The sequence below is a fragment of the Pseudomonas sp. GW822-FHT06D10 genome, assembly GCF_058799535.1.
The window spans coordinates 142,803-157,566 of the sequence record NZ_JBXALN010000003.1; the positions used below are offsets into that span (position 1 = coordinate 142,803).

At 64.2% G+C, this 14,764-nt stretch carries 12 protein-coding genes; 2 read left to right on the plus strand and 10 right to left on the minus strand.

All coding sequences use genetic code 11. The features are described from left to right. Positions 1-12: 12 nt before the first annotated feature. The gene (gbcB, locus tag AC1RL5_RS10540; protein WP_011063909.1) at positions 13-1,113 is read right to left on the minus strand and encodes a glycine betaine monooxygenase reductase subunit; all 1,101 of its coding nucleotides are present in this window, start codon (positions 1,111-1,113) and stop codon (positions 13-15) included. 291 nt (positions 1,114-1,404) lie between these two features. On the opposite strand from gbcB, the gene gbca reads away from it, so the two are divergent. After that, positions 1,405-2,700, plus strand: a complete 1,296-nt coding sequence (gbca, locus tag AC1RL5_RS10545) for a glycine betaine monooxygenase oxygenase subunit (RefSeq protein ID WP_011063910.1) — start codon at positions 1,405-1,407, stop codon at positions 2,698-2,700. Positions 2,701-3,910: 1,210 nt separating this feature from the next. Here gbca and etfB read toward each other — a convergent pair. The 6 genes from etfB to AC1RL5_RS10575 all read right to left on the minus strand — a co-directional run bounded on the left by etfB (position 3,911) and on the right by AC1RL5_RS10575 (position 11,721). Further along, positions 3,911-4,681 (minus strand): electron transfer flavoprotein subunit beta, encoded by a 771-nt coding sequence (etfB, locus tag AC1RL5_RS10550; protein WP_103408021.1) that lies wholly within the window; start codon positions 4,679-4,681, stop codon positions 3,911-3,913. A 9-nt stretch (positions 4,682-4,690) separates the two neighbouring features. Next, positions 4,691-5,911 carry an electron transfer flavoprotein subunit alpha gene (gene etfA, locus AC1RL5_RS10555; RefSeq protein ID WP_492589363.1) on the minus strand — a complete coding sequence of 407 codons (1,221 nt, stop codon included), beginning with the start codon at positions 5,909-5,911 and terminating at the stop codon, positions 4,691-4,693. After that, the gene (dgcB, locus tag AC1RL5_RS10560) at positions 5,911-7,860 is read right to left on the minus strand and encodes a dimethylglycine demethylation protein DgcB (protein WP_492589362.1); all 1,950 of its coding nucleotides are present in this window, start codon (positions 7,858-7,860) and stop codon (positions 5,911-5,913) included. The genes etfA and dgcB overlap by 1 nt, the downstream gene beginning before the upstream one ends. Before the next feature lie 114 nt (positions 7,861-7,974). Further along, entirely contained in the window at positions 7,975-10,035 is a 2,061-nt protein-coding gene (gene dgcA / locus AC1RL5_RS10565; protein ID WP_093405240.1) for a dimethylglycine demethylation protein DgcA, read from the minus strand. 15 nt (positions 10,036-10,050) lie between these two features. Continuing rightward, positions 10,051-10,581, minus strand: a complete 531-nt coding sequence (locus tag AC1RL5_RS10570) for a 4-vinyl reductase (protein ID WP_016962810.1) — start codon at positions 10,579-10,581, stop codon at positions 10,051-10,053. Between the two features lie 162 nt (positions 10,582-10,743). Further along, positions 10,744-11,721 (minus strand): dipeptidase, encoded by a 978-nt coding sequence (locus AC1RL5_RS10575; RefSeq protein WP_053154285.1) that lies wholly within the window; start codon positions 11,719-11,721, stop codon positions 10,744-10,746. Positions 11,722-11,956: 235 nt separating this feature from the next. Between AC1RL5_RS10575 and AC1RL5_RS10580 the strand changes: the two genes are divergently transcribed. Further along, complete coding sequence (locus tag AC1RL5_RS10580; protein WP_019095253.1) at positions 11,957-12,358, plus strand: lysozyme inhibitor LprI family protein; 402 nt, start codon at positions 11,957-11,959, stop codon at positions 12,356-12,358. Between the two features lie 108 nt (positions 12,359-12,466). Here AC1RL5_RS10580 and AC1RL5_RS10585 read toward each other — a convergent pair whose 3' ends face one another. The 3 genes from AC1RL5_RS10585 to AC1RL5_RS10595 are packed head-to-tail and all read right to left on the minus strand — an operon-like array spanning position 12,467 to position 14,716. Continuing rightward, the gene (locus AC1RL5_RS10585) at positions 12,467-12,817 is read right to left on the minus strand and encodes a hydroxyisourate hydrolase (RefSeq protein ID WP_041120173.1); all 351 of its coding nucleotides are present in this window, start codon (positions 12,815-12,817) and stop codon (positions 12,467-12,469) included. Then, entirely contained in the window at positions 12,814-13,323 is a 510-nt protein-coding gene (locus AC1RL5_RS10590) for a nucleoside deaminase (protein WP_041120175.1), read from the minus strand. The genes AC1RL5_RS10585 and AC1RL5_RS10590 overlap by 4 nt, the downstream gene beginning before the upstream one ends. Before the next feature lie 55 nt (positions 13,324-13,378). After that, positions 13,379-14,716, minus strand: a complete 1,338-nt coding sequence (locus AC1RL5_RS10595; RefSeq protein ID WP_072451775.1) for a nucleobase:cation symporter-2 family protein — start codon at positions 14,714-14,716, stop codon at positions 13,379-13,381. Between the last annotated feature and the right edge of the window lie 48 nt (positions 14,717-14,764).

Sequence of the window (14,764 nt, forward strand, 5' to 3'; positions counted from 1 at the left end):
GTTTGCCGGCGATCAGAACTCCACGCGCACGTCGCCCTTGGGCACGCTGCAGCAGGACAGGATGTAGCCTTCGGCTTCGTCTTCCTCGGTGATCCCACCGTTGTGCTCCATCTCCACCTCGCCCCCCAGCTTGAGCACCTTGCAAGTGCCGCAGATGCCCATGCCGCAGGCCTTGGGAATCATCAGGCCAAGCTTGGCCGCCGCCGCGTGCACGGTTTCCCCGGGGGCCACGCGGATGCTCTTGCCCGAAGCGGTGAACTCCACCTGATGCAGATCCGCCAGGTCCGGCTCCGGCGCCTCGGCCGCCTGTTCGGCGTGTTCCACCGCATCGGCCCGGGCTTCGGCCGGGGTCGCGCCGAAAGATTCCTCGTGGTAGCGAGCCATGTCGAAACCGGCGGCTTCCAGCAGCCGCTTGACCGCGCTCATATAGGGCGTGGGGCCGCAGCAGAACACTTCCCGCTCCAGGAAATCCGGGGCCATCAACTCCAGCATCTTGTGGTTCAGGTAACCGCGATAACCAGCCCAGGGCTCGCCCAGGCCGTGCTTTTCGCAGATCAGGTGCAGGCTGAAGTTGTCGATCCGCGAGGCCATGTGCTCCAGCTCGCGGTGGTAAATGATGTCCTTGGGGGAACGGGCGCTGTGGATGAACACCATGTCGACGTTGGCGTTGGTGTCGTAGAACCAGCGCGCCATGGACATCACCGGGGTAATGCCGACGCCACCGCTGAGGTAGAGGATCTTCGGCGCCGGAAAGTCGATGGCGTTGAACAGCCCCACCGGCCCGTGCACCGCCAGTTCCTGGCCTTCGTGCAGGGTGTCGTGCAGCCAGTTGGAGACCTTGCCGCCGGGCACGCGCTTGATGGTCACCGAGAAGCTGTAGGGCACCGAGGGCGAGCTGGAGATGGTGTAGGAACGCATCACCGGCTGGCCCTCGATCTCCAGCTCCAGGGTGACGAACTGCCCAGGCTTGAAGAAGAACATGATCGGCTGGTCGGCCATGAAGCAGAAGGTCCGCACGTCCCAGGTTTCCTGGATGACTTTGACGCAACGGACGATGTGACGGCCATTGGCCCAGGTCTGGGTGGTTACCGGGTTGAGGAAGGTGTTGGACATGCTGTTCTCCACGGCCGACGGTCGGCGTCTTGTCAGCGATTCTGCGTAAGGCTTCTCGCGCCCATTTACCTATCTGCGACATTCACATGCTTATCGCGACCAGCCCCCAGCTGCCGGGGCTGGCGCGTCGGGAACAGATTGGGCCATGTCGCCCATGGATAAGGTTCTTGGCGCCTGCGGACCCACACTCGCCTCAACGACAACAGCCGTTTTTTTCGTGACTTGCGTAGCACCCACCGTAGCCACTAATTAATTCGCCGGCCGCACTGAACGGCCATGAGGACTTGAACGATGGACGTCACCGCAACCCTGAGCTTGGGCGATCCGCTGGAACCTGCACGCAAGGCCACTGCACAGATGCTGCAGGAACGTGAGCGGACCTTTTCCCTGCCGCAGCCGTTCTACTGCGATGAAAGGCTGTTCGATATCGACATGCAGGAGATCTTCCAGAAGGAATGGCTGATCGCCGGCATGACCTGCGAGATCCCTACCAAGGGCAACTACATCACCCTGCAGATCGGCAAGAACCCGATCATCGTCATCCGCGGCGCCGACGGCGTGGTCCACGCCTTCCACAACGTCTGCCGCCACCGCGGCTCACGGCTGTGCACCAGCGACAAGGGCAAGGTCGCCAAGCTGGTCTGCCACTACCACCAGTGGACCTACGAACTGGACGGCCGCCTGCTGTTCGCCGGCACCGAGATGGGCGCCGACTTCGACATGAAGCAATACGGCCTGAAACCGGTGAACGTGAAGACCGCCGGCGGCTACATCTTCATCTCCCTGGCCGAGAACCCGCCGGCCATCGACGACTTCCTGGCGACCCTGGCCCATTACATGGAGCCCTACGACATGGAGAACACCAAGGTGGCGGTGCAGACCACCTTGCATGAAAAGGCCAACTGGAAGCTGGTGCTGGAGAACAACCGCGAGTGCTACCACTGCGGCGGCTCGCACCCCGAATTGCTGAAAACCCTGCTGGAATGGGACGACGTCACCGACCCGCGGGCCGACCAGGCGTTCAAGGACCACGTGGCCGCCTCCGCTGCCGCCTGGGAAGCCGAGAAGATCCCTTACGCCCACGCCAGCTTCGGCCTGCGCAACCGCATCGTGCGCATGCCGCTGCTCAAGGGCACCGTGTCCATGACCCTGGACGGCAAGCAGGGCTGCGCCAAACTCATGGGCCGGATCAAGAACCCGGACCTGGGCTCGATGCGCATCCTGCACCTGCCCCACTCGTGGAACCACTGTATGGGCGACCACATCATCGTGTTCACCGTGTGGCCCATCAGCGCCCAGGAAACCATCGTCACCACCAAGTGGATCGTGCACAAGGACGCCGTGGAAGGCGTGGACTACGACGTCGAGCGCATGCGCCAGGTGTGGGACGCCACCAACGCCCAGGACCGGCGCCTGGCGGAAGAGAACCAGCGCGGCATCAACTCCACCGCCTACCAGCCCGGCCCGTACTCCAAGACCTACGAGTTCGGCGTGGTCAACTTCGTCGACTGGTACAGCGAGCGCATGCTGAGCAACCTGGGGGCGGAACCGGCGCCTTACCTCAAGGGTGTGCCGGTCACTGGATAAAGCACATCCGGCGGGAGACCGCCCGGCACGGTCCTGCGCACCTTTACACAGCCTCGCAGGCTCACCAGCGGCTACAGATGCAGTTTCTGTAGCCGCTGGCGCAGGCGGGGCGCGCTGGTTGGTGGCGCGCCCGCAGGTGCATCGACGGAGGCGCCGATCGCACAAGCCTGTGATAAACGCCAGTCCATTGCCTGCCCCCTCCCCCGAAAACCGGATGTGGATAACTAACCGCCAAGTCCGTGTGGCAACGGCGAAGACAGGCCACTTGCCAGTGTCAAGGCAGCCATTAGAACTGTATGAAATTTGATCTATTGCCGTGCAAGCCATGGATTACAAGAGGTGCAGCCTTCGACGAACACCTTATCCACACCTTGGCCCACAGCAACTGTGGGCAAGTTCCTCTGGCATGGGGATATTTCGCCGGGCAATGGCAATAAAATCCGTGACTTATGAAGAAAGTGCTGTTTCACAAGGCATTGATCATTTTTTGAACACAGCCATCAAAGCCACGTATTCAGAGGGCTACAGAGGAAGGCGAACACCTTATCCACAGAACGGCCAACAGACTTTGGGGGCAACTCGGGTGCACTAGTCAGGCACTGTGGAAAACCGCCAAAAGCCGTGCATTATCAGGGCCACGCCAGGATATTCTGCGGAAAAACCAGCATTTGGTCGTTTTTTGAACAAAATCTTGAAAGCCCCGTTCTGCAAGGGATACAGCGCTAAGCGAACATCTTATCCACAGAAGCGCCAACAGACTTTGGGGGCAACTGCTGTGCAAAAGTCTGCCCGAGGGTTTTCCCATCATGGAAAAAACGCCATAAAAAACGCCGACTTAGCCTGATCAAAAATCGTACAGGCGGCGCCAGGGCCTGCTACACAAGGGCTGGAGCGAGGCGCGAACACCTTATCCACAGGTCCGCACACAGGGATTGTGAGTAACCCTACCCCCCCTGTCGCGAAAGACGGCCGGGAATTGTGCAAAACCGCGCCGGCCTCTTCGCCGGCAAGCCGGCTCCTACAAGGCATCGGTGCATTTCCCCTTGTGGGTACTGGCTTGCCAGCGCACGGCTGCGCCCGGGAATTGTGCAAAACCGCGCTGGCCTCTTCGCCGGCAAGCCGGCTCCTACAGGGCATGGGTACATTTCCCTCCCGTAGGAGCTGGCTTGCCAGCGAACAGCGGTGCAAGGGGTTGTGCATAACCCTGAGGTCAGCGCACTACGCCTTCTTCGATGAGCAATTTGAGAATGGCTTCGGCACCCGCCTCAGGGCTGGCGCCCTTGAGTACCTGGCCGGTGCCGCCGCTGGCCTTGGCGGTAGCGGCTTTCATGCGGTCGGCGCCGCTCTTGGCCTTGATCACTTTCAGGCGCTTGGGGCGCGGCTTGGCCGGTTGCAGGCTGGAGCCTGTGAACAACTCGTCCTCCACCACCAGCACCTGGTCGGCTTCGAGCACACCCCGGCGCGCCGGGCCGTAGGCGCTCTGGCGCGGCTTGGGGGCGGCGTTATCCACAGTGGCGAGGAATGGCAGGCGCACCTTGAGCCGGCGTCGCTGGCCGCGAGGCAAGGCTTGCAGGACATGGGCCACGCCATCCCCCAGGGACTCGACCTGGGCCAGCCCCACCACCAGCGGCCAGCCGAGGTTTTCCGCCAGCAGGAATGGCAGCATCCCCGAGCCCTCGCCGGTTTCCGCCTGGCTGCCGGTGAGCACCACCTGGGCGCCGGCATGACGCAGGTACTGGGCCAGTGCCGGCAGGGCATCGGCGCCCGCCGGCTGCTCCAGCACATGCAGCTGTTCCAGGCCCATGCCCAGGTAGGCACGCAGGGCCGGCTCGGCTACATCGCCGGCATGCAGCACCTGCAACTGCGCACCGGCCAGTTGCAGGCCCAGTTCCACTGCCCGGGCATCCTGTTCGGCACGCCGCGGGCGGCCGGAGGTGGGGTGGGCGCCAATCGAAATCAGGCTGATTACATTGCTGTGCATAACATCCCCTTAAGCCGCATCGCGCTTGGCGTCGTTGCGGTAGGCCGCTACCGCCGCGATCAAGGCCTTGAGAATCTCCGCGCTGTCGCCAATCACCGACAGGTCGGCACGCTTGATCATGTCGCAACCCGGGTCGAGGTTGATCGCCACCACCTTGTCGCAGGCACCAATGCCTTGCAGGTGCTGGATCGCTCCGGAAATCCCCACCGCCACATAGACCCGCGCGGTGACCCAGATACCACTGGCCCCCACTTGCCGGTCGCGGGCCATGAAGCCGTCGTCCACCGCCACCCGCGAAGCGCCTTCGGTGGCCCCCAGGGCGGCGGCGGTCTGGTGAAACAGCGGCCAGTCCTTGACCCCGTTGCCCCCGGAAAAGATGAATTCGGCCTCGGCCATGGGAATCGCCGCCGGGTCCACCGCCACTGCGCCCAGGTCTTCGATCCGCGCCAGGCTGCGGGCCACGCTTGTGGATAACTCCACCGGCAAGGCTTCGTGGCGGGTTTCGCTGACCGGCTCCGCGCATTCGGCGGCGGCCAGGATCAAGCGCGCGACCGGCCGCGCCAGGTCCTGCAGGCCGGCGCCGGCACGGCCGATGCACTGCCCGTCCTTGACCTGCCAGACCCGGGTCGCCGGGCGTTCGCCCAGGGCCGCGGCAAAGCGCCGGCCCAGTTCGCCGCCGCCGGTGCGGCTGTCGGGCAGCAGCCAGTGACGCGGGCTGAACTGGTTATCCACAGCCCGCAGGCCCTGCACCCGTTGCTCCGGTGCATAACCTTCGAACTCGCTGCCTTGCAGCACCAGCAGGCGGTCGACACCCGCGGTGGCGAAGGCCGATTCCTTGTGTTCGCCGAACACCACCGCCAGCACCGCGCCGTCCTGGCCCGCCAACTGATGGGCCAGGCCCAGCAGGTCGCGGTCGTGGCTGCTCAGGCGGCCACCGACCATGTCCGGCACCACGCTGATGTAGAACGCCGGCTGCGCCACTTGATGCAGCGGCAACTGCACCTCGGCCGCTGCCGTGCGCTTGGCGCTGCCGCCCTGCTGGGCGCCACTGCGGTCGATGCGCTTGAGGCCGTTGGGGCCGATGAAACCGATGCCGTGGGGGTTCTTGCGGATCAGGCCATTGGGCCCCATCCAGCTGTGTTGCGCCGACTGCATGGCCGCGTGCAGCGGGTGCAGGCGGTTGCGGGCGATCCACTCGGCCCGGGGATCGCGGCGGATAATGTCGCTCATCAGTGCACCTCCGCAGGTTCAGGTTTCACCGACGCCGGCGCTTTGCTCGGGGCGGCGTCTTCGAGCAAGGCATCGGCTACCAGTTCGGCGATGTCCTTGATCATCGGCCGCGGCTCCACCACCCCTTCGAGCATCGCCGTGCACTGTGGACAACCCACGGCCACCAGCTCGGCGCCGGTTTCGCGGATGTCCTGCATGCGCATGTCGGGAATCCGTTGCTTGCCCGGAATGTCGGTGATCGGCGCGCCGCCGCCACCGCCGCAGCAACGGGAACGGAAGCCCGAGCGCTGCATTTCCTTGATCTCGATGCCCAAGGCACGCAGTACGTCCCGAGGGGCTTCGTACTCACCGTTGTAACGACCCAGGTAGCAAGGATCGTGATAGGTCACGCTGCTGCCCTTGTGCTGGCCCAGGTTCAGCGCACCGGCGCCGATCAGCTCGGCCAGGTAGGTGCTGTGGTGCTGCACCAGGTAGTTGCCATCGAAGGCGCCGTACTCGTTCTTCAGCACATGGAAGCTGTGGGGATCGCAGGTGACGATGCGCTTGAAGCGGTACTTGGCCAGGGTCTGGATGTTGCGCTTGGCCAGCAGCTGGAAAGTCGCTTCGTCGCCCAGGCGCCGGGCCACGTCACCGCTGTCGCGCTCTTCCAGGCCGAGCACGGCGAAGTCCACCTTGGCCGCCTTGAGCACTTTGACGAAGGCCCGCAGGGTGCGCTGGTTGCGCATGTCGAAGGCGCCGTCGCCGACCCAGAACAGCACGTCGGTGCTTTGTTTGTCGCTGAGCAGGGACAGGTTCAGGTCCGCCGCCCAGTTCATCCGCCCGCCGGGGTTGAAGCCGCCGGGGTTGTCGGTGGCAATGAGGTTTTCCAGGACCTCGGCGCCCTTGTTCGGCGTGGCGCCCTTCTCCAAGGTCAGGTGGCGACGCATGTCGACGATGGCATCGACGTGTTCGATCATCATCGGGCATTCCTCGACACAGGCCCGACAGGTGGTGCAGGACCACAGGGTCTCGGCGTCCACCAGGCCGTTGACGATGGGCTGGTGCGGGTTGCCGCCGTGTTCGCCGATGACCTTGCCAGGGTACGGGCTGCCAGCGAACTGCGCGTCGGTACCGCCGGCCAGGCCGACCACCATGTCCTGGATCAGTTTCTTCGGGTTCAGCGGCTGGCCGGCGGCGAAGGCCGGGCATGCCGCCTCGCACTTGCCGCACTGCACGCAGGCGTCGAAGCCCAGCAACTGGTTCCAGGTGAAGTCCTTGGGCTTTTCCACCCCCAAAGGCGCGTTCGGGTCTTCCAGGTCCAACGGTTTGAGGCCGGTGGAGCGCCCGCCACCAAAGCGCTCGGCGCGCCGGTGCCAGGCCAGGTGCAGGGCGCCAGCGAAGGCGTGCTTCATCGGCCCGCCCCAGGTCATGCCGAAAAACAGCTCGGACACGCCCCAGAGCACACCCAGCGCAAGCAGCGCCGCCAGCAGCCAGCCACCGAAGTTTTCCGGAAGGATCCCGGCCACCGGCAGGGTCGCCACGAAGAAGCTCACGGAGAATGCCAGCAGGCTTTTGGGCAGGCGCATCCACGGCCCTTTGGACAGCCGCGCCGGCGGGTTGCGCCGGCGCTTGGCGACGAACAGCGCGCCGACGAACATCAGCGTGGTGGCCAGCAGCAAGGCATAACCCAGGATGCGGTTGTGCAGGCCGAAACCGTGCACCAGGATCGCCAGCACGGCGGCCAGGACAAAGCCCCCCGCCGTGGCCACGTGGGTGTTGGCCATGTATTTGTCCCGGGCCACCACGTGGTGCAGATCCACCATGTAGCGCTTGGGCATGGCCAGCAGGCCGCCAATCAGATCGACCTTGGAGGCTCGCCCCCGGCGCCACATGGCCACGCGTCGCAGCGCGCCAAGGACCGCAAGGCCGATGGCGGCGAACAACAGAATGGGAAGAAGGGTGTTCAACATGGTGGAGCTCCCAAAGACCTGGGGCCTTGTAGGAGCTGGCTTGCCAGCGATCAGGCGGCACGCGGTATCTCGCCAGTGCCGATCGCCGGCAAGCCGGCTCCTACAGGAAGTGGCTTAGAAATCCTTGCACAGGCGCAGTGCGTCGTAGATCGCGGCATGGGTGTTGCGCTGGGACACGCAGTCGCCGATGCGGAACAACAGGTAGCCCTCCCCCGTCTCGCTCAGGCACGGCTGCGGCTTGATCGCGAACAGCGCCTCGACGTCCATCTGGCCCTTGTTGCGCGAACCTTCCTTGAGCCCGTAGTAGAGCTCCTCGTCGGGACGCACGCCGTTTTCCACCACCACCTGATCCACCACCCGTTCTTCCCGGGCGCCGGTGTATTCGTTCTCCAGCACCGCCACCAGCTTGTCGCCCTCGCGGTAGACCTTCTCCAGGGTCAGGTCCCCGGTCATGATCACTTCCTTGGGGTACAGGCTGCGGTAGTAGGTAGGGAACGAGGTGCCGCCCACAGCGATGCCCGGCTTGATGTCGTCGGTGACAATCTCCACTTGCGAACCCTTGTCGGCAATGAAGTCGGTGACCGACATGCCGGTGAACTCGCAGATGGTGTCGTACACCAGCACGTTCTTGCCCGGCGCCACCTTGCCGTCGAGGATGTCCCAGCTGCTGACCACCAACCCTTCGGCGGCGCCCCAGTGCTCGTTCTGCTCGATGAACGGATGGCCGCCCACGGCTAGCACCACCACGTCGGGGCGCAGGTCGAGGATGGTCGCGCTGTCCGCCGCGGTGCCCAGGCGCAGGTCGACTTTCAAGCGCGCCAGTTCCAACTGATACCAACGGGTAATGCCGGCGATCTGGTCTCGTTGCGGCGCCTTGGAGGCCGTGGTGATCTGCCCGCCAATGGCATCCTTCTTCTCGAACAGGGTCACGTCATGGCCACGTTCGGCCGCCACGCGGGCGGCTTCCATGCCGGCCGGTCCGGCACCGACCACCACCACCTTGCGCTTGATGCCGGTGGTTTTCTCGATGATGTGCGGCACGCCCATGTACTCACGGGACGTGGCGGCGTTCTGGATGCACAGCACGTCCAGGCCCTGGTACTGGCGGTCAATGCAGTAGTTGGCGCCGACGCACTGTTTGATCTGGTCGATCTGGCCCATCTTGATCTTGGCGATCAGGTGCGGGTCGGCCATGTGCGCGCGGGTCATGCCCACCATATCGACGTAACCGCCTTCGAGAATCCGCGTGGCCTGGTTCGGGTCCTTGATGTTCTGCGCGTGCAGCACCGGCACCTTGACCACTTCCTTGATGCCCGCCGCCAGGTGCAGGAACGGCTCCGGCGGGAAGCTCATGTTGGGGATCACGTTGGCCAGGGTGTTGTGGGTGTCGCAGCCCGAACCCACCACGCCGATGAAGTCCAGCATGCCGGTGTCGTCGTAATACTTGGCGATCTGCTTCATGTCCTCATGGGACAGGCCGTCCGGGTGGAATTCGTCGCCGCACAGGCGCATGCCCACGCAGAAATCATCGCCCACTTCAGCGCGTACCGCCTTGAGCACTTCCAGGCCGAAACGCATGCGTTTCTCGAAGGTGCCGCCCCATTCGTCGGTGCGCTTGTTGACCCGCGGGCTCCAGAACTGGTCGATCATGTGCTGGTGCACCGCCGACAGCTCGACACCGTCCAGGCCACCGGCCTTGGCCCGGCGCGCGGCCTGGGCGTAGTTGCCGATCACCCGCCAGATCTCCTCCGGCTCGATGGTCTTGCAGGTGGCGCGGTGCACTGGCTCGCGCACCCCGGACGGCGACATCAGGGTCGGCCAGTTGAAACCGTCCCAGCGCGAGCGCCGGCCCATGTGGGTAATCTGGATCATGATCTTGGCGCCATGCTTGTGCATGGCGTCGGCCAGGTTCTGGAAATGCGGGATGATCCGGTCGGTGGACAGGTTCACCGAGCTCCACCACTCCTGGGGGCTGTCGATGGCCACCACCGAGGAACCGCCACAGATCGCCAGGCCGATGCCGCCCTTGGCCTTTTCCTCGTAGTACTTCACATACCGTTCAGTCGTCATGCCGCCGTCGGTGGCGTAGACCTCGGCGTGCGCGGTGCTCAGCACACGGTTGCGGATGGTCAGTTTGCCGATCTGGATCGGCTGGAACATCGCTTCGAAAGCCATTTTTCTTAACTCCGCTTACAACGGTTTGACGACGAACAGGCCATCGTCGTGGCCTTCTTCGGAACCACCGTAAACCTGCTCTGCCACGGTGCGGATCTTGCTGCCACGGGCGGCCAGGATCTGGTCCATGGCGCCGGCGAACCAGCCGGTGAACATGTAGTCGACCTTGCGCCCGACCTTGCCGTACACGTAGACGAACGCCGAGTGTTCGAGCTTGACGCTGGCGGTGCCTTTATCCAGGTCGATGTCCTGGATCTTGAACAGGCCCCAGCCGCGCTGGGACAGGCGCTTCATGTAGTGCTCGAACACCGCGACGCCTTCCAGGCCGTGGCATTCGGCTTCTTTTTCGCACCAGTGCCAGGCGGACTTGTAGCCGGCCTTGTAAAGGATCTCGGCATAGGCCTCGGCGCCCAGTACTTCCTCGATGCCCATGTGGTTGTTGACGAAGAAATGCCGTGGCACGTAGAGCATCGGCAGGGCGTCGGAGGTCCAGACACCGGTTTCGCTGTCGACTTCGATAGGCAATTGCGGGGCGATCTTGGCCATGTTTCAAAACTCCGGAATTCTGTGGATAAGTACGTCTGTAGCCGCTGCCGCAGGCTGCGAAAAGGCTCGAAGAGCCTTCCGAGGGCCGCAAGAGCGCGTCTCCTTCGGAGCCGATCGCAGCCTGCGGCAGCGGCTACAGGAATGTGCTGTGGGGGGGTGGCGTTATTCGCCCCAGACGTCCTTCAGGACATTGACCCAGTTCTCGCCCATGATCTTGCGCACCACGCGCTCGCTGTGGCCGCGCTTGAGCAGGGTCTCGGTGAGGTTGGGGAACTCACCCACGGTGCGGATGCCCAGGGGGTTGATGATCTTGCCGAAGTTGGTCAGGCGCCGGGCGTAGCCCTTGTCGTGGGTCAGGTACTCGAAGAAGTCCTGGCCATGGCCCTGGGTGAAGTCGGTGCCGATGCCAATCGAATCTTCACCGACGATGTTCATGGTGTATTCGATGGCTTCGGCGTAGTCGTCGATGGTCGAATCGATGCCCTTGGCCAGGAACGGCGCGAACATGGTCACGCCGACGAAACCGCCGTGGTCGGCGATGAATTTCAGTTCGGCATCGGACTTGTTGCGCGGGTGCTCCTTGAGCCCCGACGGCAGGCAGTGGGAGTAGCAGACCGGCTTCTTGGATTCGAGGATCACTTCCTCGCTGGTCTTGGAACCAACGTGGGACAGGTCGCACATGACCCCGACGCGGTTCATCTCGGCGACGATCTCGCGGCCGAACCCGGAGAGCCCGCCATCACGCTCGTAGCAGCCGGTGCCCACCAGGTTCTGGGTGTTGTAGCACATCTGCACGATGCCCACGCCCAGCTGTTTGAACACCTCGACGTAGCCGATCTGGTCTTCGAAGGCATGGGCATTCTGGAAGCCGAAGAGGATGCCGGTCTTGCCCAGCTCCTTGGCCTTGCGAATGTCCGCGGTGGTGCGCACGGGCATCACCAGGTCGCTGTTTTCGCGTATCAGCTTCTGGCTGGAGGCAATGTTGTTGACCGTGGCCTGGAAACCTTCCCAAACCGACACGGTGCAGTTGGCTGCGGTCAGGCCGCCCTTGCGCATGTCCTCGAACAGCTCGCGGTTCCACTTGGCAATGATCAGCCCGTCGATAACGATGCTGTCGGCGTGTAGTTCGGCTGGGCTCATCAGGCTGTCCCCTTATTGGCGATTCATGCGCCGAATCGTCTGCCGGCGCTTTGGGGTCAGCATATGCTTGAGGGCCGGGGCGCCTGGGTGCAAAAACGACAGGGGAATTGCCGAAAGCGTCAAGCGCCGACAAAGGGCCGGACGGAGGGCATGGGTGGCCTCTGTTCTTTGCCCGGGGCTTGCGCCAGAATTCGCCGCTTCAACGAAAGCGTCACTGGATGAGGGCAGCGCTGCAATGAAACCGATCTTCCTGGCCTTGTTACTGATAACGACAGGCGTACAGGCGGCCGAAGAGGCCGACAACACGCCCTGCGACGGCGTGGAAAACGACGTGCAGACCCTGGAATGCGCGACCTACAACAGGACCACCGCCGAACAGTTGCTGGGCGACAACGTGCAGAGCCTGCTGGAACGCCTGGGTACCCTCTATGGCAGCGACAAAGGGCAACTGGCCGACATCAGCGCCAAGGTCAAAAATGCCCAGCAACTGTGGCAGAAGCAGCGCGACGCCGACTGCGCGATGGAGTCCTTTCCGGCCAAGCCCGGCACCAAGGCCTACACCATCGCCACCAATGACTGCCTGGCGCGCATGAGCGACGAACGCTCGGAGTTCATCGAATCCATCGCCCAGGAATGACCCGCCACCGCTAGGAGCGGGCCGGCCCGCGAAAAGCGCTCTGGCAAACCGGTTGTGGTGGCTGCGAGCATTTCGCGAGCAAGCTCGCTCCTACAGGTCAGCGCCGGGTCAGGCGCCACCGCGAAAGCACGAGACGCCCCAGGCGGTGAGCTTGAACGGCAGGTGGTAGTGCTGGCGCGGATCATCCAGGCCGAAGCGGTACACCAGCACCTCGAGGAAGGGCACCGGCGGCAGCGCCTGGCCTTGCTCGCGATAGAACGCCGCCACGTCCAGCTCCACTTCGTAGACGCCCTGGCCGAAGCTCGCCGAGCGCTCGGCAAGCTCGCTCAGCAAGCCGTTGCCGGCAATTCGCCCTGCGCAGAGCAGCTCGCCGCCCAGGCGGCGCACCCGCACCGCCATGCCTTCGGCCACCTTGCCGCTGGCGACGTCCACCACATGGATGGATAGGCCGCCGTTCATTTCCAGAAGCCCTTGTGCGCCAGCGCGGCCTCGCTCTCAAGCATCGGCCCGAACACCGGGATCTGCCGCTGCCCACGGGCGAACACTTCGCGGCACGGCAGGGAAAAGGTCGGGTTTTCCGGGTGGTCGCCGGTCAACTCCAGCAGCTCATGTTCAGACAAGGCGTAGACCACCCGACCAATGCCGGTCCAGTAGATGGCCCCGGCGCACATGCAGCAGGGCTCGGCGCTGGTGTACAGGGTGCACTCGGCCAGGGCCTGGGGGCTGAGGCGCTTGGCCGCCAGCGCCGCTGCCGCCAGTTCGGCGTGCTGGGTCGGGTCGCCTTCGGGGGGCATCGAGTTGTTGCCGGCGCTGGCGATGACCTTGCCGTCGCGATCGGCCACCAGGGCCGCGAACGGATGACGGCCGCGGGCCTTGGCCTCTTCGGCGAGCTGGATGCTCTGGCGCAGCAAGTGCAGGTCCAGTTCGGTGACGCCGGCAGGGATGGAAGAAAGAATCTGGGTCATCTTGACCTCCTTTTCATGGGCAGGAGCCGCCACAGCAATGGCGGCGAGAAAAACGTCAGTCATTGAGCTCGACATGGGCTGCCAGCACCTGGGTGGCGGCCTCACGGGGGTTGAGCAGCAGGTTGAGAACGATGGCGGTGATGGCGCCAAGGAAGATGCCGCTTTCCAGCACCAGCCTGAGGGGACCGTGCAGATGGGCGAACAGCGCCGGGAAGGACATCGGCAGCACCCCGACGCTGACCGACACCGCCACCACGATGGCGTTGCGCGTACCTTCGAACGGCACCCGCGACAGTTCCTGGATGCCGGCCACTGTAGTCATGCCGAACATCACGATGGCGCAACCGCCAAGCACCGGGGTCGGCACCGCGGCCACCAGGGCACCCAGCTTGGGAAACAGCCCCATGAGCACCATGATTGCCCCGGCCGCAGCCACCACGAAGCGGCTCTTGACCCTGGACAGCGCGATCAGCCCGGTGTTCTGGGTAAAGGCGTTGTAGGGAAAGCTGTTGAACAGGCCGCCGAGCAGGGTCGACAGGCCATCGGCGCGGAACGCATCGCCCAGGGTGCGCTGGGTGGTCGGCTTGCCGGTGAGCTTGCCGATGGCCAGGCAGTTGCCGGTGGTCTCGGCCATGATCACCAGCATCGCCAGGGTCATGATCAGGATCGGCACCAGGGAAAACTGTGGAGCCCCAAACGCCATGGGCCGGCTCAGTTCGAACCAGGCCGCCTGGCTCACCTGGGCAAAGTCGGTCATGCCGAACGCCGCGGCGATCAGGCTGCCCACCAGCAAGCCGATGAGCACGCTGAGGTTGCCGATAAAGCCCGAGAACTTGCCGTAGATCACCAGCGTCACCGCTACCGTGGCCAGCCCCAGCAGCAGGTTGGCCGGCGCGCCGAAATCGTCCGCCGCGGGGTTGCCGCCGCCGAGCCAGATCGCCGCTGCCGGCATCAGGGAAATGCCGATGATGGTGATCAGGCTGCCGATCACTACGGGCGGGAAAAACCGCAGCAAACGGCTGAACAGCGGCGCCAGGGCAATGGTGATGACGCCTGCGGCGATCACCGCGCCGAACACCTCGGTCAGGCCGAACTGCTTGCCGATCATGATCATCGGTGCCAGGGCGATGAACGAACAGCCCTGGATCAACGGCAGCCGCGCGCCAAAACGCCAGAACCCCAGGGTCTGGACCAGGGTGGCGATGCCCGAGGTCAGCAGGTTGGCGTTGATCAATAGCACCACCTGCGCCGGGGTCAGGCCCAGGGCATTGCCTAGAATCAACGGCACCGCCACCGCACCGGCATACATCACCAGCACATGCTGCAGGCCGAAGGTGAACAGCTGGCGGACGGGCAGGACCTCGTCCACGGGATGCACGCGGGAAATTGTCATGTCGCAGGTCTCCTGAAGGTGCAGCTTTTGCTTTTGTTTTGGCAGGCA

Excerpts from the sequence above, each read along its gene's own strand:
- gbcB (WP_011063909.1), bottom strand. The coding sequence starts at position 1,113 with ATGTCCAACACCTTCCTCAACCCGGTAACCACCCAGACCTGGGCCAAT.
- gbca (WP_011063910.1), top strand. The coding sequence starts at position 1,405 with ATGGACGTCACCGCAACCCTGAGCTTGGGCGATCCGCTGGAACCTGCA.
- etfB (WP_103408021.1), bottom strand. The coding sequence starts at position 4,681 with ATGCACAGCAATGTAATCAGCCTGATTTCGATTGGCGCCCACCCCACC.
- etfA (WP_492589363.1), bottom strand. The coding sequence starts at position 5,911 with ATGAGCGACATTATCCGCCGCGATCCCCGGGCCGAGTGGATCGCCCGC.
- dgcB (WP_492589362.1), bottom strand. The coding sequence starts at position 7,860 with ATGTTGAACACCCTTCTTCCCATTCTGTTGTTCGCCGCCATCGGCCTT.
- dgcA (WP_093405240.1), bottom strand. The coding sequence starts at position 10,035 with ATGGCTTTCGAAGCGATGTTCCAGCCGATCCAGATCGGCAAACTGACC.
- AC1RL5_RS10570 (WP_016962810.1), bottom strand. The coding sequence starts at position 10,581 with ATGGCCAAGATCGCCCCGCAATTGCCTATCGAAGTCGACAGCGAAACC.
- AC1RL5_RS10575 (WP_053154285.1), bottom strand. The coding sequence starts at position 11,721 with ATGAGCCCAGCCGAACTACACGCCGACAGCATCGTTATCGACGGGCTG.
- AC1RL5_RS10580 (WP_019095253.1), top strand. The coding sequence starts at position 11,957 with ATGAAACCGATCTTCCTGGCCTTGTTACTGATAACGACAGGCGTACAG.
- AC1RL5_RS10585 (WP_041120173.1), bottom strand. The coding sequence starts at position 12,817 with ATGAACGGCGGCCTATCCATCCATGTGGTGGACGTCGCCAGCGGCAAG.
- AC1RL5_RS10590 (WP_041120175.1), bottom strand. The coding sequence starts at position 13,323 with ATGACCCAGATTCTTTCTTCCATCCCTGCCGGCGTCACCGAACTGGAC.
- AC1RL5_RS10595 (WP_072451775.1), bottom strand. The coding sequence starts at position 14,716 with ATGACAATTTCCCGCGTGCATCCCGTGGACGAGGTCCTGCCCGTCCGC.